Source organism: Microbulbifer maximicatervae (SeqCode) (assembly GCF_052467385.1).
This window is the reverse complement of the sequence record NZ_CP174311.1, coordinates 2,086,825-2,111,489: the sequence shown is the minus strand read 5'-3', so window position 1 is coordinate 2,111,489 and position 24,665 is coordinate 2,086,825. Positions and strand designations below refer to the sequence as shown.

17 protein-coding genes are annotated in these 24,665 nt (G+C 47.5%); 5 read left to right on the top strand and 12 right to left on the bottom strand.

The features are described from left to right. Positions 1-13 precede the first annotated feature (13 nt). Entirely contained in the window at positions 14-943 is a 930-nt protein-coding gene (locus ACJJIR_RS09045; protein WP_444908080.1) for a DMT family transporter, read from the top strand. Positions 944-967: 24 nt separating this feature from the next. Continuing rightward, positions 968-1,417 (top strand): PaaI family thioesterase, encoded by a 450-nt coding sequence (locus tag ACJJIR_RS09040; protein ID WP_444908079.1) that lies wholly within the window; start codon positions 968-970, stop codon positions 1,415-1,417. A gap of 609 nt (positions 1,418-2,026) precedes the next feature. On the opposite strand, the gene ACJJIR_RS09035 is transcribed toward ACJJIR_RS09040, so the two are convergent. The 11 genes from ACJJIR_RS09035 to ACJJIR_RS08985 form a co-directional block, all read right to left on the bottom strand. Continuing rightward, entirely contained in the window at positions 2,027-2,497 is a 471-nt protein-coding gene (locus ACJJIR_RS09035) for a hypothetical protein (RefSeq protein WP_444908078.1), read from the bottom strand. Between the two features lie 535 nt (positions 2,498-3,032). Further along, complete coding sequence (gene asnB / locus ACJJIR_RS09030; RefSeq protein WP_444908077.1) at positions 3,033-5,072, bottom strand: asparagine synthase (glutamine-hydrolyzing); 2,040 nt, start codon at positions 5,070-5,072, stop codon at positions 3,033-3,035. 41 nt (positions 5,073-5,113) lie between these two features. After that, positions 5,114-6,115: an aspartate/ornithine carbamoyltransferase family protein gene (locus ACJJIR_RS09025; RefSeq protein WP_444908076.1), complete on the bottom strand. Its 1,002-nt coding sequence runs from the start codon at positions 6,113-6,115 to the stop codon at positions 5,114-5,116. A gap of 172 nt (positions 6,116-6,287) precedes the next feature. Beyond that, complete coding sequence (locus ACJJIR_RS09020; protein WP_444908075.1) at positions 6,288-7,748, bottom strand: efflux transporter outer membrane subunit; 1,461 nt, start codon at positions 7,746-7,748, stop codon at positions 6,288-6,290. A 40-nt stretch (positions 7,749-7,788) separates the two neighbouring features. Then, positions 7,789-8,871 (bottom strand): HlyD family secretion protein, encoded by a 1,083-nt coding sequence (locus tag ACJJIR_RS09015; RefSeq protein ID WP_444893662.1) that lies wholly within the window; start codon positions 8,869-8,871, stop codon positions 7,789-7,791. A gap of 41 nt (positions 8,872-8,912) precedes the next feature. Continuing rightward, the gene (locus ACJJIR_RS09010; protein WP_353057030.1) at positions 8,913-9,125 is read right to left on the bottom strand and encodes a DUF1656 domain-containing protein; all 213 of its coding nucleotides are present in this window, start codon (positions 9,123-9,125) and stop codon (positions 8,913-8,915) included. 17 nt (positions 9,126-9,142) lie between these two features. Continuing rightward, the gene (locus ACJJIR_RS09005; RefSeq protein WP_444908074.1) at positions 9,143-11,323 is read right to left on the bottom strand and encodes an FUSC family protein; all 2,181 of its coding nucleotides are present in this window, start codon (positions 11,321-11,323) and stop codon (positions 9,143-9,145) included. Between the two features lie 322 nt (positions 11,324-11,645). Beyond that, positions 11,646-12,494: a NosD domain-containing protein gene (locus tag ACJJIR_RS09000; protein ID WP_444896997.1), complete on the bottom strand. Its 849-nt coding sequence runs from the start codon at positions 12,492-12,494 to the stop codon at positions 11,646-11,648. A gap of 86 nt (positions 12,495-12,580) precedes the next feature. Then, complete coding sequence (locus ACJJIR_RS08995) at positions 12,581-13,429, bottom strand: right-handed parallel beta-helix repeat-containing protein (RefSeq protein WP_444896996.1); 849 nt, start codon at positions 13,427-13,429, stop codon at positions 12,581-12,583. Positions 13,430-13,835: 406 nt separating this feature from the next. Beyond that, entirely contained in the window at positions 13,836-16,010 is a 2,175-nt protein-coding gene (locus tag ACJJIR_RS08990; protein ID WP_444908073.1) for a malate synthase G, read from the bottom strand. A gap of 176 nt (positions 16,011-16,186) precedes the next feature. Next, positions 16,187-17,122, bottom strand: a complete 936-nt coding sequence (locus tag ACJJIR_RS08985) for a LysR family transcriptional regulator (RefSeq protein WP_108733532.1) — start codon at positions 17,120-17,122, stop codon at positions 16,187-16,189. A gap of 114 nt (positions 17,123-17,236) precedes the next feature. On the opposite strand from ACJJIR_RS08985, the gene ACJJIR_RS08980 reads away from it, so the two are divergent. From ACJJIR_RS08980 to pta, 3 genes are all read left to right on the top strand, one after another. After that, positions 17,237-18,835, top strand: a complete 1,599-nt coding sequence (locus ACJJIR_RS08980) for an isocitrate lyase (protein ID WP_282932507.1) — start codon at positions 17,237-17,239, stop codon at positions 18,833-18,835. A 283-nt stretch (positions 18,836-19,118) separates the two neighbouring features. Continuing rightward, positions 19,119-20,273: an acetate/propionate family kinase gene (locus ACJJIR_RS08975; protein ID WP_444908072.1), complete on the top strand. Its 1,155-nt coding sequence runs from the start codon at positions 19,119-19,121 to the stop codon at positions 20,271-20,273. Between the two features lie 2 nt (positions 20,274-20,275). After that, positions 20,276-22,450 (top strand): phosphate acetyltransferase, encoded by a 2,175-nt coding sequence (gene pta, locus ACJJIR_RS08970; RefSeq protein WP_444908071.1) that lies wholly within the window; start codon positions 20,276-20,278, stop codon positions 22,448-22,450. A gap of 6 nt (positions 22,451-22,456) precedes the next feature. On the opposite strand, the gene ACJJIR_RS08965 is transcribed toward pta, so the two are convergent. Further along, a complete protein-coding gene (locus ACJJIR_RS08965) occupies positions 22,457-24,664 on the bottom strand; it encodes an acetyl-CoA hydrolase/transferase C-terminal domain-containing protein (RefSeq protein WP_444908070.1) in 2,208 nt (735 codons plus the stop codon). Position 24,665 lies beyond the last annotated feature (1 nt).

Below are 24,665 nucleotides of genomic sequence, written 5' to 3'. Positions count from 1 at the left end.
AAGTTGTGTCACCATGAGTAGGCCTGATGCCTTAGTCGAAGTACAATCTCCATCAAGTCAGCCACTCCGTACGGATATCCAAAACTGGAAGGGCATTGGTTTTGCATTGGCTACCGCGCTGGTAGCAAGTACAGCGGCTGCAGCCAGCAAATGGGTGTCTACCGCTGTACCCGTGCCATTAATTACGCTCAGCCAATATAGTATCTGCCTGATACTGCTAACCCCATGGCTAGTGCGACAAACGCCTCGACACCTTACCACCCAACACTGGAAAACCCACCTAATACGCGGTTTTGCAGGGTGGTTATGCTTTTTCACATATTTTTCTGCCCTAAGCAAAATTTCACTAATGGAAGCGGGACTATTGCGTAATGCAGCTCCCATTTTTGTTCCCCTTATTGCCTGGCTTTGGTCTCGAGCAAAAATCCCCATAGCCCACTGGCTACCAATCTTACTGGGCTTACTGGGGATCACCTTGATTCTTCAACCCAACGTGGACGGTATTAGTAGCGGCCATGCCTTCGGCCTGATTTCAGGGCTTACCCTGGCTGCCTCTATGGTCGGAACACGAATTTTGTCCCGTACCGACCGGCCCAGCCTTATATTGTTTTACTACGTATTAATCTCGTTCGCGTGCAGCCTGCCCCTGGGTATCTATTATTGGGAACCAATACCTTTATGGACACTCCCCTATCTTTTTTTTAACGGTGTCTCTGTACTCTTGGCTATCTGGCTGTACACCAAAGCATATAGCTATGCAAAACCCAGTGTGGTGTCGCCAATCAGTTACTTTGGTGTGGTTATTGCCGGACTTCTAGGTTGGCTCATTTGGCAGCACTTACCTAATACTATTGCACTGGTGGGGACGCTGATCGTTATCAGTGCAGGATTGCTCACAGTCTACCTTTCAACTCAGAAAACAAATTGTAGCGACCCATCATAAACTTACTTTCTAAGGTGAAATTGGATGAATTGGCAGAACAAGAAACAACCCCCGTTCAATGACCATCTAGGTATAACCATAGATAATTGGCAGGAAGGCCATGTTGCAATCAGCGTAGAAGTACAACCGGAACACCTGAATACCCACGGTGTACCCCACGGTGGTTTTATTACAACATTAATCGATATCGCTGGCTCTTACTGCGGCCTCTACTGCCCCCACCCCAACCGCCGTCGTAGAGCCTTTACACTGTCTTTAACAGCAAATTTCACCGGTCAGGCCAAGACTAATCAACTCACTGCGATAGGTAAGCTAACGAGCACTGGACGAAAGATATTCTATTCATATACAGAGGTATACGACAGTGAAGGAAATTTAATTGCTACCGGCCAAATGACTATGCGCTATCGTGGTGGCAGTGAAACATTGGATGGTGAACTGATTGATGAAAACGCTTTCGAAGTTTCTGAGTAGGTATTGAAAGCATTGTTGCGATCAAATCTAATTTCACACCACTCTCTTCTTGATTTAACTCTATTCTTCAGCGTCACCGATATTTACAGCGGCTTTTACGGCCTGTGCGGCTAAAGCAATGAATGGTGATCTATTTCAGGCTATCGTTCAGTAGGTAGATTTTGCCCCAATCAGGCCTCTGTTCTACAGGGAGCTCCAATTGCTATCGTTGAAGGCGTAACCTATCCCAGCTGCCCAAAAACCTGATGGTGATACACTGCAATTTGTCGAGGATTAAGAAGACCTTGGACACTTTAATTGTCGTTAGCAGTAAAGCCTGAATGGGCATTCATTAACCGCAGCTGTGCATCCCGTGTAGAAACTTCAACAACGTTAATAAGAGCCCTTCCATGTAAGCCAAAATTAGCTAAAGCCATTACACTTTTGTCTAGCTCCTCCGCTGAACAACATCCATACTCATTTTGTACAGCATTAACACTCTGGCTGCATAGGCGGCAGCAGCTCGTGCTTTGTAGTAACGCTCAACATCACCAGCCAAACGAAGCTCTCTCTGTGCCTCTATTTCTCTTAAATTTCCCTTTTTTGCACGTTATTCGAATTAAAGCCCATTCAAGAATCTCCATGCTCTTTAAGATCTCCCAATCGTCCTTTAAAATCTTTTTTTGCTTTGAAGTACTCCTCGCAATCGATTCGGTATTCTAAAGCGATCAACTTCATCGCAGAAATAGCGGATTTATGTGCGTAAGAAACCATTTGTATCGGATATACGCCTTTGGGGGAATTCAATAACTTTGGATACGTCACATCCATCAGCTGAGCCATTTCGCACACTCTGCGAGGTGTTAGCATATCTGATTTAATGTTGTATTTAACAGCAACAGATGAAAAAGTAACCCAACCAACCAGTAAGTTAGTGTATAACTGAGCCTCTCTATTTGGATCTATTCCTTTTTCAAGCAGGTCGTACATAAAAGCGAGATTGTTTTCATGTGAGGTTATCAAATCTCGAAACTCCTTATCTTCTGCATAAACTGGCCCAGTCAAAACCAACATTGCCATTAAAAACAAAGAATATTTCATAAGTTAATTGCCTTTATACGTCATAACATAGGGACCACCAGAATTCTCTATTCTCATCCCAATTTGTGCTGCAATAGTCATCAAATTAGCTCCATCCTTAATTGTTCTGGTCATTTCCATCCCTTAAGATATCGTTGACACTACGAGTCGCTCAGTATTCCTTAGAAACGCCCGGATCAGTGTGCAATTATTAATCTGACCACGAGGCTCTATGAATTGTTAGATATGCAACTTAGGTAGAGGAAGGTTTTCTTCACCGACCAATACATATACAAATTTTTATTTTCCCTAATACTATGAAAATATTGATAGATATCTACACTATCAATTCAAGTTTTTCTTGTGTGCAGAAAGTACCTGTTGTATCTGCCATCCACCTCCGAGCGATAGATATACCCGCACCAGATTCGCTGCCACGGCACCAGTCGCCAAGGGAGATACTTGTGCCTCATCTCGCCCCCTACTCTTATCTATGGATATCCTGAATAATAGAATACTGCGTTAGTAGTGAGATTTACCTCACACCTAATACCCTCTAACTTTTACGATACTTATCCATACGATCTAAACTCCAACCAAGAAGAGAAGATTTTTCTTGCGCCAACAATGGCAGATCAGCCTCAATAAAACGCTTATATAATATTTGCACTCCCAAGATATGATTAAGCATCGCATCCAGTTGAACCTTTTTTGATCGATGCAGGGTCGGTAACTTATACTCTTCAATTAAAGTATCTATTTCCGAGTATCGCAGTAATCCAGCTAAATTAACCTCCTTTGGGCTGAGAAATTTCTCAATAACTCGTTGCACCCAAGTCCAAGCTCCGGTAACTGTCTCTACCGGAGGAGCCATGAATGCAAATTTTTGCTTTTTATATAGAACATCCGGAAGCACTCCTTTCATCGCTTCGCGAAGAACATACTTTTCTGTAGTTCCGCTAATCCTGACCGATGGTGGGATTTGTATAGCAAACGCAGCCAGGTGATGATCAAGAAAGGCCGGACGGGTTTCAATGGAGTGCGCCATATCCACTCGATCACTTACCCAGCCCAATATCTGGGTCTCAAACATAGTTTTAATCCAAACATACTGAGCAACATCCAGCGGATGTCTATCTTCGAGTTGTGATAAATCTAGCGTGTCAACAATTGCCTTCCCAGCATCATAACCAGATATTTCTTTACGCCACTCTTTGTTAAGCAATTTTTCTGCTTGATGATGATAGCTTAACCAAGATTGCAAGCATGTAGGGGTGAATCCTAAAGTCCGTTCCATTCCCTCTGATCGATAACTATCAATTGGCAGCATAGCTCCCTTAAATAAGCTATTGCTCCTTTCTAGATGTTGCTGCCAGGTTCTTCGTTTCTTCAACTCAGTTTCAGATGTGCCATACAAGTAAAAATCTTTTTTAAATGCAGGATACCCAGAAAATAGCTCATCTGCCCCTTCCCCAGTTATTGCAACCTTGTAGCCATTAGACCTAACAGCTTTACTGAGCAAAAATTTAGCTACTGATAATGTATTGTAAAATGTCCTTTCGGTATGCCAGATGGTTTCTGAATAATTTTCATATATTTCTTCATCAGTTACCTTTACTATGAACTGGTTGACACCAATCTCACTCGCGGCTTCCTTTGCGATATGAGACTCATCGTAATCCGGATTTTCAAACGCTATCGTAAAGGCGGTGAGATCCTGCTGCGAAAGCGACTGCCCTACTCCAAGCAAGCTACCCGAATCAACACCACCTGAAAGATAATAGGTTACTGGGACATCAGCTTGAAGCCTCAAAGACACGGAGTCTATTATTTGTTCCCGCAAACCCTCAATGTAATACTCATCAGGCTTGTCACGAGCATACTCATCTGAAACCAAAAAATCGATGTCCCAATATTTATGTTGAGTAACAGCCAGTTCAGTGTTGTCTCGTTTAACTTTTGTAATGCACCCAGGTTCAACCTGGAAAACCCCTTCAAAAGCAGTTGTTCCAGGAATCGATACCTGAATAAGCTGGTGATACACTCCATGCGCTGTCAGTCTTCTGTGGACATCAGGGTGGGCAAACAAGCTTTTAATTTCAGAACCAAATACTAAACCTTTTTTGATTCTTGCCCAATAAAGTGGCTTCACTCCAAACCGATCTCTAACCAAGTAAAGGCAATCCTCCATTTGATCGTAAACGGTAAATGCAAATTCTCCTCGAAGATGTTTAATAGCCCGAATAAGACCTAACTCTGCAATAAGGTGCAAGATAATTTCGGAATCACTTTTACCTAAAAAAGAAACTCCAGAGACCCTCAGTCTGGCTCTTATTCGCTGATAATCATAGATTTCACCATTATGAACCAAATAGTAGCGACCATCTTCTGACACATAAGGCTGAGAAGCACGCTCTTCACTCAGGTCATTGATCGATAAACGCACATGACTCATCCCAAATCCTAGATCTGGAGGGTTTGTAAAACCTACACCATCCGGGCCACGGTGGAACTGGATAGCAGCCATATTCAGAAGGAGTTGACCATCGACAGGCATGGCACGCGCACTATGAAGAATTCCAGCTATTCCGCACATAGACGGCCCCCTTTATTGGGATAATTTCGAAACTGGAGAGGCTAGATAATGTCTAGAGCCTCACCAGGGCGACCACAGATAGCCATTGCCAGCGCCATCCTGACGTACACACCACCTTTTGCCTGTATAAAATACCAATTATGGGATGTATCATCCAGATCACTATCAAGCTCCCCCATTCGGGGTAAAGGATGCAGCACGATGGCTTGTTTTTTCAAAGGAGAATTATTATCTATAAAATATCCAGACCCAAAATCTCTATGCCCCATTGTTTTTAGGGATATAGCATTCATATAGACCACATCGAGTCGGGGAAGAATATCTCCAACCTTATCCGTTAACCTTATTTTTAGACCTTTTTCCTGAAGCATTGATAATTGCGCTTGCCGAAACGGTTCTTGCTCCTCCTCATCACAAAGCACAAAAACCTCTGAGAAAAACTCAGGGAAACAGCTCATGAGTATCAATAGGCTTCTCGCCGCTCGCATTCGAGCTGGCGCTCCAATTAAGCCAATGGAGAATTTTCGCCCTTTTCCTGATAGAAGGTTGGGATTCCACTTTAGAAGTGCATATAGATCGATAAGGGATTGCGTGGGGTGCTCATCTATCCCGTTACCAGCATTGATGATTGGTATACTTAAATTATTGGACATAATTTTCACTGAATCTTCACAAGAATCCCTCAAAACAACACAGTCACCATAATTACTTACCATCTCTGCAACGTCTCTTAAGCTCTCTCCGACACCAATACGTGTTGTCCCTTTATCTGTAATTGAAACGGTGCACCCTCCAAGTCGCAGCCAAGCGCTTTCAAAAGATAGTCTCGTCCTTGTGCTCGACTCAAAGAATGCGCTGATTAAGATTTTATTGTTTAAATGACATGAGAATTTTCTGTTATCTAGCTCACAACGAGCGGCAAGTCTGAGTAACTGCAATATCCCATCTCTATTAAGCTGACTGCTCGATATAAGACTTTTACCAGTTAGGGACTCTAAGTATCTACCCCGCTCTGGGATAGTCTCTACCAGAGCTTTTGCCATCAAATTTGTATCTTTGTCGAACGAAGTGTTAGCCACCATAACCAAAACCTAAATAGAATTTGACGGGACAATTATCGCTTGAATAATCTGTGTGCAGATAAAGCACTTACAATACGGTTACTTAAATTCATATATCTAGTACCACCATCAAACTAAGAATCTTCAACCAATTTTATTCAACCTTATTCCAATACGGTGTTCTTTCTAGCATTTCCTGCTGAATGTCTTCTGGAAGAAGTTGAAATGGTGGAATTCCCTGCTGTATCTGCCATCCACCTCCGAGCGATAGATACACCTGCACCAGATTCGCTGCCACGGCACCTCGCGCTACCGCCAAAATATCCTGCTGTTGAACATCTGATACCAGAGTAGTTATCACAGTATCAAATTCAACCTGACCATTAGTATATTGAGACAGGGAAATATCGACAGATCTCTGGGAGGCCTGAGCAGCCACCTCATAGTGAACCAATTGCCTTTGAGATTTTATGTAAGCGACAATAGCGTTCTCCACATCAGCTTGCGCTAACAGAACCACTTGCTGATAGTCTGATACTAACTGCTGAAAAATCGCATCCTGTAGCCTGACATTGCTACGGAGCCTTCCGTAGTTAAAGAGATTCCAGTCAAATTCAATAAAAAGGTCCCAGGCGCTACTACTGCCATTGAGTTGACCGCCATTAATATCTATAGCCCCTATTTCTCCACCGATACTAAAATTTGGATAGAGTTCCGCCCTCGCAACACCTATTAACTCACCTTGAGCTGCCAGCCGTCGTTCTGCTGCACGAATATCGGGGCGTTGCCTTAAGAGATCCTGTGGCATCCCAACAGTAACGACTTTGGGAATCATAGGTATGGATGAGGGAAAAGAGACGATGTACCTCAAACTATAAGGAGGTATTCCCAGAAGGACTGCCAGGGCATTTTCAAACTGCTGTAAGCTTATCTCCAGTCCCGGCACGCTGGCTTCTGTGTTGCTTAGCAATGCCAGTGCTTGCTCTGCATCCAATGCGCTGACTTCACCTGCGAGAAATTTGACTCTAGCGATCCTTAAACCTTCACGCTGCACACGAATGTTTTCCCGGGCAACTTCCAGTCTGCGTTTCGTTGTGCGAATATTGATATAGGTTTGCGCCACCTGGGCAATAATAGAAACCAGCACACCATCATAGTCCGCTATGCTGGCTTCAAAATCTGCTGCGGCCGAATTAACCAGCCTTCTTAACTGCCCCCAGGTATCTAATTCCCAGGTTAAATTAAAGTTCGGGTAATATTCAGTCTGCAGATTGCCAGTGATCCCCGATCGAACATACTTTGAGCGATCAATAAGCCCCTCAAGCTGCTGTGTTTGGGGATACTGGTTACCTATTGCAATAGCTAGTTGTTGCTGGGCCTGGAGAGCCCTGAGAGCCGCAGAACGCAGCTCCAGGTTATTTTCAATCGCAAGTGAGACTAACTCGTCCAGCGTCACATCTGAAAATGCCCACTGCCACCACAGGGGGTTAACGGCTTCCAAGGTATCCAGTTTTGAGCTGGTTTGATAGATCCACTCACTTTCGACCTCTACCGGCGGGGGATGGTAATCTGGCCCCAGCATACAACTACTGCCGAAGATGAGCAGCAATGCCAACAGACACCCCTGTAGGCTCCGTATTAACCCTTTCCTGAAACTATTGGGATTGCACCGGTTCATCTTGCTCGGTGCCCGCAGAATTGCTCATTACTAGCACTGAGCTGGTAAATCCAACACGAAGCTTCACAGATTCGGGGACTTCTGTCAGATGAATCCTGACAGGAATACGCTGTGCAAGGCGAATCCAGTCAAATGTGGGATCTACCATTGGCAATAAGTCATTACCTGCAGTTCCATCTTTGCGAGCAATACCCCAGCCAATACTTTCAACATATCCTTCCAATTCTAGATGAGGATAAGCCATCAACTTCATAAACGCTTTATCCCCCGGAGCGATCCGACGAACAAAAGTTTCGCGAAAAAAACCATCAATGCGAAAAGTGCTTATATCAACTACAGAAAGTGCAGGTTGGTTGGCGACAGCCTGATCACCGTAACGAAAATCTATATTGGTAACATAACCAGTAACCGGAGCAACAACTGTTGTGTATTCGAGATTAAGCCGCGCCTGCTCCAGCAGCGCAAAAGCCGCACGAACGCCCGGGTTATCGGCTCCAAGCGCTCCCAATTGTGCTCTAACCTGCTCCAGCTCCGCTTGGGATTGCTCCAAAGCAGCCATAGATTCCACCAAGCTGGCTTCTGCACCCGCTCGATACTCAATTGTGGATTCATACTCAGCCTGAGCCGCTTGCAATGCCCTTACTGATGTCGCTCTCTGGGGTAGCAGTTCTCTCTGCCGATCATATTCAGCTTTGGTTCTTGCAATTTCCGCATCAAGCGCGCCGATATTACTTTTTGCCAGATCAATATTTGCTATTGACTCCCTAATCCTAGCCTCATAAGCGAGAACATTCTTGTTTTGCGCTCGGTATGTATCGAGAGCTTCCTCGTACTCTGCCTTGGCCTCTTCCAAGGCTGCTTCATATATTCTCGGATCAATCTGAAACAGTAGTTCCCCTGCTTTAATAAACTGATTATTCTTAATAGGCAACTCAACTACCTGTCCAGTTACCCTGGGAGTCACTTGAATAATGTCCGCCTGCACTTTTCCATCCCTGGTCCAGGGATTATTGAGATATCTCCAGAACTGGATAATAAGTAACAGCAGTGCTACAAGCACTATTGTTCCAGTAAAAATATATTTTCTATACCTAGCCACTACTATATTCCCAAGAATATCCTTCCTATGAAAATTGAATAAATTACACTGAGGGAGATAATAACAACCGGTGGATTGGCAAAATATCGGGATAAACGATACCGATCCAAGAGCCTAGCGGTTAACAAGGCCGCAACAACACCAAACAAAGCTATCACCAATATTGGTGATAGATAGAAACTGCCTATTGATATATCGTGCGGTACTCTTTCCATTTAAAACCCTACAGACATTAAAGACACCTTTCCTCACAGAAAGCCTTCCAATCCACAGTTTCTGAAACGCGACGAAACTCTACCAGATAGTTATTGATGCAGTGGGTAACACCCAAGAAATAAAGAAAGTTTGTTACACCCTCTCTGGATTTTTCACTACATTCCCTTAGCTCCATCAACTCACCGACATCAATATTTGCCCTTTCAAATATCCTCCTATAACCTCTTCGCAGGGATTCAATATCAACCTTTTGGTTGCCACCAGAAAAATAGATAAGTATTTTGCTTGCAAGCCGCCTCCATATGAATGCCTCGCGAAGTAATCTTTTAGGAGCCACAAAATTGATTTTCTTCTTATCTATCTTATATAACAGCTTAACCTGGTTGGATATCAACATAGCCAAACCTATAAGACTTTGCATCTGACTTCTGGTCATACCCCGCATTTTTTTATCAGAAATACCCTCCACCCAATAGAAAACTCTCTTTCTTGAGATCATAATAATATTCAGGTGGTACAATATATATAACCGGAAAAACAATGACTTTCTCTTCTTTTTCGGAATATCACCCTCCACCACCAGCCATGCGGCACTATTGAGAACCCTATCAATACTTCTCTTCAGGTTTATTTCTGGGTGGGCAGTGAAGGGAATATTTCTTGAAACGGCCAAAATACAAAAAATTATTGCCAACACAAATAGATAATTTGTGTAAACCACAAAACTATACTCTTGAGAGTTGTTGAAATTGAAAATGATCTGGGGAAAGATAAGGACCAAGGTTCGAATCATCGACTGGGGTCCAAAGACCTTATTTGAAGAAAAGCTTACTACAAACGTCCATACAAAGATCACGACAGCCAACGAATAAAATCCGTGCAATTTCGGCATTAAAAAGAAATATATAGGTGCCGACAATATGCACACTAAAATCGTAAAAACACAGGTTTCAAACAATTGAATTTTGGGGGTCATTGAGGCGAGAATACCTATTACTGTTATCAGTAATATAACCAGCAATCCACCAATCATGTCAGGGATAAAAAGATATGCCAGATAAGCGATCCACATTCCCATCTGAACACGGACAATATTAGTCAACCTGTCTGGGTCGGGCATCAAAGCTCCAAGCCACCCTATACCATCACTACTTACCTGTCTCGAATAGGAGTCACCCCGGGTTTGTATATCATTTACTGAATCAATCAGAGATCGGGTTTCTACCTCCAAGTCATTTAAGGATTTTCTAGTAACGGCTAAAGCAGCGGTTTCAAAGGTTGACAACCTCTTTACTTCTTCAATATTTCCTCGAACCACTCTCCCATTGGCACTATCTACAGGCATTTCCTCTGAAAGGGCAGTTTCCACTTGCGCGAGACGCCCCTCAATGTCGGGCATGTATTCGTCGACACCAATAAGGAATTTTGATATACCCAGATCACCAGAGAGGGCTAAGCTTTCTTCCAACTTCAAGAGGGATTGCGTGACGGCTGTCGCAGATTGACCAAAGTGACCCCACTGCTTTCGACATTCCCACACCTCATAACTATCTGAGCTCGCATCGCCAATGGCTGTTTGTAAGCGTGTATCAAGCTCTAAAAGAGCAACACGCTTTTTACGCCTAATCTTTATTTTCTCGCCACTTCTAACCCGAGAAAAACAATTATCCACAAATCGCCGATGTTCTCTCAATAAATCCAGAGATGCTCTTCTTAACTCACCACGACTACAGTTAGGCCAGATCAAAACGGCTACCAATCCGTAGACAATTATTCCGAGCAAGGACTCCTGAATACGTAAAACCCCAGCCTTGTAGGAGATAGAGAAGTCGCCACCAGTCACATCCCACAACAAAAAGATGACATACCCACTTGTAAGCCAAAAATACTGATAGTTTGATCTCTGCAAAAAATAAACGCAGATAGATACCCAGATAGATAGGGCGATCATAAACAACCAGCGATCCTGTGGAAATAATGCGACGATTAACCAGCCAGCCAGCAAGGCAAATAGCGTCCCTAAAATCCACAAAATGGCTCGATTAAGAGACTGCCCCAGATTCGCCTGACTGCAGACAATAACAGCAAATCCACCCCAAAAAGGCTTCTCCCAATTCAGGCCCAAGGCAATGGCATAAACGATCACTAAAGCTGTTGCTAGCTTAATCGACTCTTTAACATTACGAGACAACTGCAAAGCTTTCTCCGACCATTTCTACATACTATTAATTCGTCATTTTGATCTATGACACAGCAATATATATTCACCCCGAATATATACCGGATAACCAAAAGGAAGTATGGCATACCAAGAGCTAAAGAAATTCGCTATCGCGAGCTTATCTAAACCAACCCCAGATCTAAGAATCAATCCAAATAATAATAAATATAAAAGCTGACAAACAATAAAAATAAACGCCTACCCCCCAAACATGCAGGTACATCTTTATAGACTTTTCCTTTCTGCAAGCCTAAAGATCAAGATTATGACTAACTGAGCCACACCCCAAATACACTACTTATAAATCTTTAAGGCATGAAGGGAACGAAGTATTTGCTGTATTGCCAGACCAAATATTGGTCCCAGAACTACAATCTGAAGCCTCGTTGTCATCTAAAAGGTCATCAAAACCACTGCTTGCTACTGTATTTCCACTAACTACATTGTCCATATTCTGAATGACATATGGACCTCCAATCGCTATGCCCCAAATTTCATTATTCTGGACATTATTACTGGCAATAACACAAAAAGAAGCACCTACAGTCACACCATCAATTATTCTTGCTCCCAGGCTTATAGCAACAGCATTACCTTCTAAATAATTATTCCCAATATAAGAAAAGAAACCAAAGCCACCTATTCCATTTTCAAAAAAACCAGAGACACTATTTCCAATAGCAACATTAGCAACCCCTTCCAGCACAATACCCGATGCCTGAACATTAGTGGTGTTTGACAAGGTATTCTGTCGGATAAGGTTACTATCACTTTCTGCAAAAACGCCTGCGCCACTGGATTCCTCGACGGTTACACTGAATACTTTATGTAGGCCACTCCCCGCCAACTCCAATCCAGTTTCACAATTACTAACAACTCCACCCGTCACAACTCCTGAAGTTCCTAACATAAGTATCCCAACCCCATCGGTAGTGCATTCAATTGCGCCTTCACCAGACATTACAAGACTACCGTCAGGACCTTCAACCGTTATTGCTGGATCTTCGCTGCAAGAAAGCTCACCAGTAAGAGTCTGCGCGTCAGTAATAGTATCGCCACATTCAACATCCGCAATGCAGACTGAAGAAAAACATAGAGTTGACATCATCACCCCAGGAGCAAGGAGTGTTTTTGGAGAGAAGGACATTGATGGAACCTCAGCAAGTAGAATATAGCTTCACCAAAGTGTCGCCTCTTTACGATCAACCCACTATAGGAATCTTTTCTTAACTTCTAAAGATTTTTAAGGCAGGATGGAAATGATGTGTCAGCAGTATTGTTAGACCACACATTTAAGCCATCACTACAATCTGACTCTTCATTATCATCCAAAATATCATCATTACCACTTCCAGTTACAGTATTCCCTGTCACTAAATTATCCATGTTAGGATATGTATAGGGTGCGCCTATTCCAATTCCCGTACGTAGACTGCCTACCACTGTATTACTTTCAATTACGCAATACGAAGCACCTATACTCTCTCCATCAACTACTAATGCACCCAATATAATCCCCAACTCACTATTCTCTACATAATTATTTCCAATATATGAATAGAAACCAAAGCCAGCTATTCCATATTCTAAAAATCCGGACACATTATTACCAACGGCAACATTTCTCTCACCATCTAGCTCCAAACCAGATGCTATTACGTTAGTAGTGTTCGACATCGTGCTTTGACGAATTAGATTGCCGTCACTTTGTGCAAAAATTGCTGCGCTAGAGGATTCTTCAACTGTTACACCAATCACTTTATGGGAACCATCTCCATCCAACAACAACCCTAAATCACAATTAGTGACAACCCCGCCCATGACAACTCCAGATCTCCCCAGCATATGGATTCCTATGCCATTAGTAGTGCACTCAATAGAACCCTCACCTTCTATCACAAGGAAACCCTCCGGCCCCTCAATAATTAGCGCTGGATCATCACTGCAAGATAATGCGTCAGTGAGGACTTGAGAATTGGCAATAATATCTCCGCACTGGACAGCCAAACTATCGGTAGAATAAACACATGAAAACAGCATCACTAATCCAGTCGCGTAGATATCCTTTGGGTAATTAAACATGGATTGAGCCCTAGTAAGAATGTAAAAAAATATCACCTCAGTATCGCCTGTCCGTATTACCCTGCCATAGGAACATCATCTCAATCCATAGAAAATAACATGCCTGCACAGACCAATCCCCAACCACACATAAGAAGAATTCTTCCTTCTTCATCAACCCCTCTAAGGTGCACTGCTTATTTTGCCTTGGTCACCCAACCCAATAACGAATAACAAAGATGAAAAACTCTGCAAGTTAGAGTTCCATAATTTAACTTAAGAGCCAATAGAGAAGCTACAGGATTACCCGCAGCAAAGTGGGTTAACGCGGAACAATCAAGCTCGTGCCAATTAATTAATAATCCAATGACCCCCAAAATAAAAAAGGCCCCAAATGGGGCCTTCTCGAACTCAACTAGCTCAGCAATTATGCATTTAGAGCTTTAAACTCGCGTCTACGGCGGTGCAGAACCGGCTCGGTATAACCATTCGGCTGGGCACAACCTTCGAATACCAGCTCACAAGCAGCCTGGAAGGCAACGCTCTTATCAAAGTTCGGTGCCATATCGTTATAATTGAAGTCGCCGGCATTCTGGCGGTCTACCACAGCAGCCATACGCTCCATGGTTTCACGCACTTGCTTTTCGCTAACGATACCGTGCTTGAGCCAGTTGGCGATATGCTGAGAGGAAATTCTCAGGGTTGCACGGTCTTCCATCAGGCCGACATCATTGATATCCGGCACCTTGGAGCAACCCACGCCCTGCTCTACCCAGCGTACTACATAGCCGAGAATACCTTGGGCATTGTTGTCCAACTCAAGCTGGATATCTTTAGCACTCCAGTTGGTTTCAGCCGCTACCGGAACCGTTAAAATATCTTCCAGCTTAGCGTGATGGCGATGTTGAATCTCTTCCTGGCGGCGATTCACATCCACTTTGTGGTAGTGCAAGGCGTGCAAGGTAGCAGCCGTGGGCGACGGTACCCACGCCGTATTGGCACCGGCCATTGGGTGGGCCAACTTAGCGTGCATCATGGCTGACATCTGGTCTGGAATTGGCCACATGCCTTTACCAATTTGCGCTCTGCCCTTCAGGCCACTGTTCAGGCCAACATCCACATTCCATTCTTCGTAGGCGTTAATCCATGTGGATTGCTTCATATCACCCTTGCGAATCATGGGGCCCGCAAGCATGGAAGTATGGATCTCGTCACCGGTGCGATCGAGGAAGCCAGTATTAATAAAGACTACACGCTCTTTCGCTTCGGCAATACAGGCTTTGAGGTTCACAGTGGTACGACGCTCTTCGTCCATAATGCCCATTTTTACTGTGTAACGGGGCAGATCGAGCGCATCTTCGATTCGGTTAAACAGAGTATTGGCGAAAGCCACTTCCTCTGGGCCGTGCATCTTCGGTTTTACGATATAGATGCTGCCTTCACGGGAATTCTTGATCGGGCTCTCACCACGGAGGTCATGCAAAGCGATCAAGCTGGTGATCATGCCGTCGAGAATCCCTTCGGGGATTTCCTGGCCATCGCCGAACAGCACTGCATCGTTGGTCATCAGGTGGCCGACGTTGCGCACAAACATCAGGCTGCGCCCCGGTAAGGTAACCTGGTTGCCGTTCGGGGAGGTGTACTCACGATCTGCATTGAGCTTTCGTTCAAAGGACTTGCCGCCTTTGCTAATGGTTTCCTTCAGGTCGCCCTTCATCAGACCGAGCCAGTTGCGGTAAACCACTACCTTATCTTCAGCATCGACAGCGGCTACCGAATCCTCGCAATCCATAATGGTGGTCAGCGCGGATTCCATTAGCACATCTTTCACACCGGCATCATCGGTTTTGCCGATGGGGCTCTCGCGATCCACCTGGATCTCAAAGTGCAAACCGTGCTGCTTCAGCAGGATGCTGGAGGGCTCTTCACTGTCACCCAAATAACCAACAAACTGCTTGGCATCTTTTAAGGTGGCGATGTCGCCACTGGCCTGTACCACTTCCAGCAGTGAACCATTGATGCGGTATTGCACCGCCTCAGCGTGACTACCGCAGGTAAGCGGGGCTGACTGATCGAGGAAGTTGCGTGCATATTCGATCACTTTAGCGCCGCGAACCGGGTTGTATTCCGTACCTTTTTCCGCGCCACCCTCTTCACTGATCACATCTGTACCGTAGAGTGCGTCGTAAAGGCTGCCCCAGCGCGCGTTTGCCGCATTGAGGGCGTAGCGTGCGTTCATTACCGGCACAACCAGCTGAGGTCCCGCCAGGATGGCGATCTCTTCATCGACATTTTCGGTAGTTGCGCTAAATTCAGCAGGCTCGTCGGCGAGGTAGCCGATCTCTCGCAGGAAAGTCTGGTAGCCTTCCAGATCGCGGAAACCCTCGGGGTTGTCCGTGTGCCAGCGATCCAGGGTCTCCTGCAGTTCATCGCGTTTTTCCAGCAAGGCGCGATTTACCGGGGCCAGATCGTGGACAATAGATTCCAATTTGGCCCAGAAAGCTTCGGCGCTAACTCCAGTTCCTGGAATCACCTCCTCGCAAACCAGGTTGTAAAGTTCTGGTGCGATTTGCAGATCGCCGATTTGGACTCGTTCCGTCATACCCAGGGCCTCTCATCAGATTGTTGGAATAGCGGCATTCTAAACAGCCATTTCCACATACCGCTAATTTATAGACACAATTCCCACTATTCATAGATCGAATTTTTATGACAAAGCAGTTGATGTGTGTTTGCCCGGACAGAACCGCGCAGACACAGCGCCCACCTGCAACATCGTTACAAAGCGCGGCCAATATCGAGAATTAAACGGCGCAGCCAGCGGTGCGGGGCGCTCTGTTGCAACAGTGGGCTCCAAGCCATTTTCAACTCCAAATTGGGAATATCCAGGGGCGGGTCACGCCTCACCACGCGGGGATTATCACTGGCCAATTGAGCCAGGCGAGTGGGCACCGTTACGATCAGATCGCTCTGTTCAGCCAGCAGCATAGCTACCTGGTAGTGACGGGTGAAAACGGAGATATCCCGCTTCTCTCCCAAACGACCTATGGCCTCATCTACCCAGCCCAAGCGCTGTACATCTTCCGGGTTAACCCCGACACCCACCCCCATACCGGTCTTGCTCACCCAGATATGCTGGGCTTCCAGATAACTCTGCAGATTGTAATCCCGGAGTATCGGGTTATCAGCGCGCATCACACAGGAGAAGCTATCGCGCCATACGGTGGCCTGGTGAAAGCTCTGCGGCATACTGTCAAAGCGGTTGATCACCATATCCACTTTGCCCTGCTCTACATCCACAAAGCTCACATCACTGGGCGTCATGATATCCAGACTGATACCCGGGGCGTCATCCCGCAGCTGCTTTAACAGCGGCGGTATCAGGGTGGACTCGGCGTAGTCACTGGCCATGATGCGGAAGGTGCGGCGGGTATTGGCGGGGTCAAAATCCCGATTTGGCTGGATAACCCGATCAATGGAAGAGAGTGCTTCGCGCACCATCGGCTGCAATTCCAAAGCCCTTTCCGTGGGCATCATGCCCTCACGGGTGCGCACCAGCAACGGATCGTCAAACAGTTCCCGCAGACGCTTCAGGCCATTACTCATGGCCGGCTGGGACAGTCCCAGGTAATTGGCTGCACGGGTCACATTGCGTTCGCGCAGTAGCACATCGAGGTAAACCAGCAGGTTCAGGTCAGCTCTTTCCAGTTGCATACATCTATTCGCCAAATCGATAGTGAAAATAAAATCAATAAATTAGGCAAATTATGCCACTCCTCCTAAGATACTCAACACCTAATCGCAGTCACCGTTTAAGGATTTACAGTCATGTCCACTTACACTCAAGACATCGACGCGGTAGCAAAGCTCCGTGAAAGTCATGGCAGCTCCTGGGACGCCATCGATCCCGAATCTGTTGCCCGTATGCGTGCCCAGAACAAATTCAAGCACGGCCTGGATATCGCCAAGTACACCGCTGATATCATGCGCGCCGACATGGAAAACTACGACAAGGACACGTCCAAGTACACCCAGTCCCTGGGTTGCTGGCACGGTTTCATCGGTCAGCAGAAGATGATTTCTATTAAGAAGCACTTCGAAGGCAACACTGACCGCCGCTACCTGTACCTGTCCGGCTGGATGGTCGCCGCTCTGCGCAGCGAATTCGGTCCTCTGCCCGACCAGTCCATGCACGAAAAAACTTCCGTAGCTGCTCTGATCGAAGAGCTCTACACCTTCCTGCGCCAGGCTGATGCCCGCGAATTGAACGACCTGTTCCGCGAAGTGGACGCCGCTCGCGAAGCTGGCGATAAAGAAGCTGAGAAAGCTGCCCAGGACAAGATCGACAACCACAAGACTCACATTGTACCGATCATCGCCGACATCGATGCAGGTTTTGGTAACGCCGAAGCAACTTACCTGCTGGCCAAGAAAATGATCGAAGCGGGTGCTTGCTGTATCCAAATCGAAAACCAGGTTTCTGACGAGAAGCAGTGTGGTCACCAGGACGGTAAAGTAACCGTTCCTCACGAAGACTTCCTGGCCAAGATCCGCGCAGTTCGCTACGCGTTCCTGGAACTGGGCGTAGACAACGGTGTTATCGTTGCCCGTACCGACTCCCTGGGCGCTGGCCTGACCAAGCAAATCGCTGTAACCAATAAGCCGGGTGACCTGGGTGACCAGTACAACTCCTTCCTGGATTGCGAAGAAATCGATGCTTCCGAGCTGGCCAACGGCGACGTAATCATCAACCGCGAAGGCAAGCTGCTGCGTCCTAAGCGTCTGGCTTCCAACCTGTTCCAGTTCCGCAAGGGCACTGGCGAAGCGCGCTGCATCCTGGACAGCATCACCTCTTTGCAGAACGGTGCAGACCTGATCTGGATCGAAACCGAGAAGCCTCACGTTCGCCAGATCGGCGGCATGATGGACGAAATCCGCAAAGTCGTTCCCGATGCGAAGCTGGTTTACAACAACAGCCCGTCCTTCAACTGGACCCTGAACTTCCGTCAGCAGGTATTCGATGCTTGGTCTGAAGAGGGTAAAGACGTATCCGCATACGACCGCGCCAACCTGATGAGCGCCGAATACGACGACTCTGAGCTGTCTGCAGCGGCCGACGAGAAGATCCGTACCTTCCAGGCCGACGCGGCTCGCGAAGCTGGTATCTTCCACCACCTGATCACTCTGCCGACTTACCACACTGCGGCCCTGTCTACCGACAACCTGGCCAAAGAGTACTTCGGTGAGCAAGGTATGCTGGGCTATGTGAAAGGCGTACAGCGCAAAGAGATCCGTCAGAGCATCGCCTGCGTTAAGCACCAGAACATGGCTGGTTCCGACATCGGCGACGACCACAAAGAATACTTTGCTGGTGATGCTGCCCTGAAGGCTGGTGGTAAAGACAACACCATGAACCAGTTCGGTTAATCGACCGGTACGGTTTCAGTAAATTTGAGGCGGCACTTGCCGCCTCTTTTTTTGAACCCATTGGGTTCATCTCAAAGCACCGCAAGCTTGCCTACGCTTTGATCTCTGCAATTTTTATTACTTGGGCCGCTACTGCGGCCCTTTTTTATTCCGAAACTGAACTACCCCGGTTCTTTCCCTCGCAAAGACAACTCCTCGGCTAGCCTTAAAGCACCCTCGTTGAAATTCGCGCACCATGAGCGATCAAAATTTAATTCTGATATTCAATTGCGGCAGCTCGTCAGTGAAGTTTTCCGTGCTGGACCCAGATTCGGGTGCAGAACATCTTGCTGGTATCGCCGAGGCTTTGGGCACCCCCAAGGCCAAGCTTAAGTGGCAATACCAAGGGACGGCTGATTCCCACCGACTTGCGCTGGATAGCGACCATGCGGCGGTAATTAATGAGCTGGTAACACAGTTTGACCGATCCTGGTCACAGTTACAGGATGGGTTAAAAGCGATAGGTCACCGAGTCGTCCATGGCGGCGAGCATTTCTCCAGCTCCGTTTTGATCAATCAGAAAGTGATGGCCTGTATCGAAGAGTGCTGTGACTTGGCCCCCTTGCATAACCCCGCTGCTCTCAAGGGGATCTACGCCTCCCTCGATGCCTTCCCCCAACTACCCCAAGTCGCCGTTTTTGATACCGCCTTTCATCAGCAAATGCCGAAGTATGCGTATCTATACGGGCTCCCCTACCCACTGTACGAAGAGCACAAGATCCGCCGCTATGGCATGCATGGCAGTAGCTATCAGTACATTGGCGAGCGGTGCGCCGAACTACTGGGAAAACAGACGGCTGAACTCAATATCATTGCTGCCCACCTCGGTGGCGGCGCCTCTATTTGCGCCATCAAACAGGGGCGCAGTGTAGATACAAGCATGGGGCTTACACCTCTTGAAGGACTGGTAATGGGGAGTCGCTGCGGTGATCTGGACCCGGGAATACTCCTCTACTTACAGCAATCGCTAGGATATACCCAAGCCTCACTAGAGCAGCTGCTAAATAGAGAAAGCGGTATGTTGGGCATATCCACCCTGAGCAGTGATTGCCGCGCACTGGAGCAAGCTGCCGAGAAAGATCATCAGGGAGCCAAACTCGCCCTGGAAATATTCTGTTACCGCCTGGCCAAATATGTCGCTGCCTACACCATCCCCTTGGGTAGCGTCGATGCTTTGGTATTCACCGGCGGTATCGGGGAGAACTCCTCCGGGGTGCGAAGCCGGACCATCGAATGGCTCAAACCCTTAGGCTACCAGCTCAACCCTGAAGCCAATCAGAAAACCAAGTCGCAAGTAGAGGGGTTAATCTCTGCCCAGGAAACTCCCAACATCCTGGTAATCCCCACTAAGGAAGACTGGATTATTGCCCGGGATACATCGCGCTTGGTGCAGTCTTAAACATGCTGCGACACAGCAACGCCAGAACCCTGATGCTGGTTCCCCTGGAAGCGGGAGCCGGCATCACCTCTGTAAGCCTGGGTTTAATTCGGGCGTTAGACCGAAAAAGTATTGAGCTTCAATTTTTTAAACCTGTTGCCGAGCCCCCACCCCCAGACGGCACTATAGAGCGCACCACTGAAATCTTGCGACAAACATCCAACCTAGCCATCCCCAGCTCACTGAGTGCCGAATATGCGGACTCGATGGTATCTACCGGAAAAATGGCGGATTTACTGGAAGAGATTCTCGCCCGCTTCAGACGAATCTCGGCGAAGGCTGAGGTTAACGTGATCGAAGGTGTACTACCCAGCCGCGACAATCCCGTGACTAACCAACTGAATTATCAAATTGCCAAAACCCTAGATGCGGAAGTGGTACTCGTCGCCTGTCCATCTCCCGGTGCCAGCGATTCAATCAAGCAACTTCGCGAGAGACTGGAATTTGCCGTTCGTCTTTATGGCGGCGAGGATGCAAAGCGCGTAGTGGGCTGCATCATCAATAAAGTGGGTCTGCCAGCGGAAATTATGGATACTCCCGGAGCTCATTTAATTGGACTGCATTCACAACTGGAATCTAGCAAAGAAAGCCCCCCTAGCCTGACCCCTGAGATACTTTCAAAGCAGATTCCACTGCGTATTGTCGGTTTTATTCCCTGGAATGCAGAACTGCTTTCCCCCCGTGCACTCGACCTGGCGCGGCACTTTAATGCAAAGGTACTCAATAAAGGGGAGCTGGAAACTCGCAGGTTGCATACCGTCACTTTCTGCTCCCGCTCACTGCCCAATATGTTGAGAAGATTTAAGCCCGGGGCCATGCTGGTAACTTCTGCCGATAGGCCCGATGTGGTTGTGGGCGCATGTTTAGCCGTGATGAATGGAGTCAAAATTGGATGCCTGCTATTAACCGGCGGCTACCATTTGGACAAAGCCATTTTGAAGCTGTGCACCCCGGCCATGGAAACAGGCCTACCCATTTTACTGGTGCCTTCCAATACCTGGCACACGGTGATGTCACTGCAGACTTTTAATTTGCGCACCCCATCAGATGACAGAAATCGCGTGGACCGGGTGCAGGAATTTTTCGCCAGTCGCCTGGATGAGGAGTGGGTGGAATCACTGAGCCAACAAAGTGAAATCCCCAAACGCCTTTCACCCCCGGCATTCCGCTACCACCTCACGGAACTGGCCCGGCGCCGCACTATGCGGATTGTCCTACCCGAAGGAACCGAACCCCGCACCATTCGCGCCGCCCAGCTCTGCCTGGATAGAGAGATTGCACACCCGGTTTTACTGGGCGAAGAAAAAGATATTTTCAAAATTGCTGAGCAGCAGGGGTTAAAGCTCAATAAAAAGTTGGAAATTGTCGATCCCAAGGCGGTGAGGGCACACTATGTGGAGCCCATGGTTGCCCTGCGTAAAAACAAGGGACTTACTCAAGTAGTGGCACTTGAGCAGCTACAGGATAATGTGGTTCTCGGAACCATGATGTTGGCATTGGGTGAAGTGGATGGACTGGTGTCCGGAGCTATTCACACAACAGCCAATACCATTCGGCCCGCCCTGCAACTGATCAAAACCGCCCCGGATGAAGAGCTGGTTTCCTCGATATTTTTTATGCTGCTCCCTGAACAGGTACTGGTCTACGGAGATTGCGCGATCAATCCCGATCCCGATGCACAGCAACTCGCCGCTATAGCCATTCAATCAGCAGATTCCGCAGCGGCATTTGGTATAGAACCCCGAGTCGCAATGATCAGTTACTCCACCGGCACATCCGGCAGCGGCAGCGATGTCGATAAAGTCCGCGAGGCCACCCAGCTGGCCAAACAGAAGAGACCGCAGCTAAATATTGATGGCCCCCTTCAATACGATGCCGCCTTAATCCGCAATGTCGCTGCCCAAAAAGCCCCGCACAGTCCCGTGGCCGGCAGGGCCACAGTTTTTATCTTTCCCGACCTGAATACCGGCAACACTACCTACAAAGCCGTTCAACGCAGCGCTGACTTAGTGAGTATTGGGCCAATGTTGCAGGGATTGCGCAAGCCGGTTAACGACCTATCACGGGGCGCACTCGTGGATGATATTGTGTATACCATTGCCCTCACCGCCATCCAGGCCCAGGGCAAACTTCACTGATTTTATTTACTCACGGCGCAGGGGCCTTCGCTGGTCGATATACTCTTGTAACGCGGCCGCAACGGTATAGGCTTCCAGCCTGTGCTCATAGGTCTCTGTATGATCGTACCCCATTCGCTGTAAGCAGCGTTGGATATAGTCGGCACTTGAGGATTTATCGTGCCAGACCCGGCGGCCTTTAAAAATATTGGCCAACACTTTCCACCAGCTTTTATCAGCAGAGCGCAAGTACTGTAGGGCCACCGCTAGCAGGGCTTCCTCATCAGAGAAATCAGTACCCAGTGGATAGTGAGGCAGTTCCGCCAGGCATTTTTCGTCATTGAATACACTGGCGAGATGTTCAGGTGTGTTGTTATTAAAACTCTCGGGAATCGAAAAGCTTTTTTCTATCTTCCCCGCGTGCTTGGCCTGCTCTAGCAATACAGCTTGAAAGCGGGTATCACAGATACTGAGTATAGCCACCATTACATCCCGGTCTGTTTTACCACGCAAATCGACTGCGCCATATTCCGTCACAACCACATCGCGCAAATGCCGGGGAATTGTCGTGTGAGGATATTCCCACACAATATTACTCTCGCAGATACCATCGCGCATTCGCACACTTGGGAGTGCAATAATGGATCGGGCCCCAGGCAAGTCCCAAGCCTGGGCGACAAAGTTATATTGCCCTCCCACCCCACTCACCACGTGGTTATCCACCAAGGCATCCGAGACAACCGCTCCCCCAAGAGTCACCATCATGGCCGAATTTACAAAGCGCGCATGCTGTCGCTGCGCCAGCTTTAGGTCTCTTTGGGATTGGAGGTCATTGGTAAAACTGATGTCAATCATATCGAGACCTGCACCCTCCTTAGGATCCAGATCCCGCAACTCTCGATACATAAGTTCCGGCCCCAGATAGAAGCCGCCATGTAACCAGATCCCCCCAGCGATCTTTTTATTCAGGCAACTACCAATTAGACGGCGGCGCCCATGTTCACTGTGAAGATCACACTCCTCTTCTTCACCATCAGGAGTCAGCAACTTATGGCCCCGCCAACTGTAGCTGGGGTCCACAATGCCAAGCTGCTGTAAAAAATTTGTATCTGCCACGGTTAAAGGGCAACTGATACGGCCAGCATTCTTTAATGCCAGCAGCGTTTCTTCCTGCACAGTATCAGTAATCTGATCGCTATCGAGCAGATGTTGAATTGTCGCATCAGCGTAGACTTTGCGGGTCAGAACCCCCGCTCTGCGCAGATGGAGAAAACCGTGGGGCACCATTTCACTGGCCCCATAAAGGCCCCGCTTAAAGGTGCCAGTGCATAAAGGCAGTTCCTCTCGGTAGCGCTTAGCATCCTCTTCCACCAAGTCATCCAGAATCCGGCAAAAGAGGGCGTTTTCCTTATGCCTCAAGCGCAGTACATGGCAAACCGCATCTCCCAGGGCGCCGATACCTACTTGAAGGGTTCCTCCATCTTCAACCAGACTGGCGATATGGTAGGCGATGCTGTATTCGGTAAAGGTTACTGGCAGGGCCGGAGCCGCAAACAGCGGCGTATCAAAAGTTTCGCCTTTCAGCAAAAAGTCAAAAGCACTGGCCGGTAGCTCACTGCTTCCATGGATATAGGGCAGCTGTGTATTTACTTCACCCAATAAAAACAGGGGGTAGTCCTTGCGCTGAGCAGCCAGCTTTAGAACAGGCAGTGTCAGGTCTGGGTTGCAACTTAAACTGAACTTACCTCCACACTCTGAAGGCGCCACCATTTGCGCAATAACGTTAACCCCCCGACTGATCAGCTCACCGGGTACCTGGGTATAATTTGCACTCACGTAGTGTTGCTGCGCATAGTTGTTGCCGAGCAGCGAACCGGGCTCCATAAAGAATTCAATAACCTGGATATTACCTGGCAGGTGCCCTTTCCTCCTCGCGGGAACATAAGCAAGGTCTTGGTATTGACTGTAATGGGTATCCAGAAGTGGCTGGATAAAGCGCCGGGAAATATCACTATCCCCACGGGGGCGCTCCAGCGTCAGGGCCGTAAATATCGTCAGAGAAATCGTATGATCTTCTGCCGCTCGAGCGTATAGCGTATTAGCGAAATGGTTTGCCTTACCAAGCCCCAGCGGTAATGCCAGAACTATTTTCTTGCCGACGACTTCTAAAAGCTTATCGACACATTCCTCGGCACTGGTAAAGCTCTCTGGAGAATTCTTGTGCGCAGATTCCATC

Excerpts from the sequence above, each read along its gene's own strand:
- ACJJIR_RS09045 (WP_444908080.1), top strand. The coding sequence starts at position 14 with ATGAGTAGGCCTGATGCCTTAGTCGAAGTACAATCTCCATCAAGTCAG.
- ACJJIR_RS09040 (WP_444908079.1), top strand. The coding sequence starts at position 968 with ATGAATTGGCAGAACAAGAAACAACCCCCGTTCAATGACCATCTAGGT.
- ACJJIR_RS09035 (WP_444908078.1), bottom strand. The coding sequence starts at position 2,497 with ATGAAATATTCTTTGTTTTTAATGGCAATGTTGGTTTTGACTGGGCCA.
- asnB (WP_444908077.1), bottom strand. The coding sequence starts at position 5,072 with ATGTGCGGAATAGCTGGAATTCTTCATAGTGCGCGTGCCATGCCTGTC.
- ACJJIR_RS09025 (WP_444908076.1), bottom strand. The coding sequence starts at position 6,115 with ATGGCAAAAGCTCTGGTAGAGACTATCCCAGAGCGGGGTAGATACTTA.
- ACJJIR_RS09010 (WP_353057030.1), bottom strand. The coding sequence starts at position 9,125 with ATGGAAAGAGTACCGCACGATATATCAATAGGCAGTTTCTATCTATCA.
- ACJJIR_RS09000 (WP_444896997.1), bottom strand. The coding sequence starts at position 12,494 with ATGTCCTTCTCTCCAAAAACACTCCTTGCTCCTGGGGTGATGATGTCA.
- ACJJIR_RS08995 (WP_444896996.1), bottom strand. The coding sequence starts at position 13,429 with ATGTTTAATTACCCAAAGGATATCTACGCGACTGGATTAGTGATGCTG.
- ACJJIR_RS08990 (WP_444908073.1), bottom strand. The coding sequence starts at position 16,010 with ATGACGGAACGAGTCCAAATCGGCGATCTGCAAATCGCACCAGAACTT.
- ACJJIR_RS08985 (WP_108733532.1), bottom strand. The coding sequence starts at position 17,122 with ATGCAACTGGAAAGAGCTGACCTGAACCTGCTGGTTTACCTCGATGTG.
- ACJJIR_RS08980 (WP_282932507.1), top strand. The coding sequence starts at position 17,237 with ATGTCCACTTACACTCAAGACATCGACGCGGTAGCAAAGCTCCGTGAA.
- pta (WP_444908071.1), top strand. The coding sequence starts at position 20,276 with ATGCTGCGACACAGCAACGCCAGAACCCTGATGCTGGTTCCCCTGGAA.
- ACJJIR_RS08965 (WP_444908070.1), bottom strand. The coding sequence starts at position 24,664 with ATGGAATCTGCGCACAAGAATTCTCCAGAGAGCTTTACCAGTGCCGAG.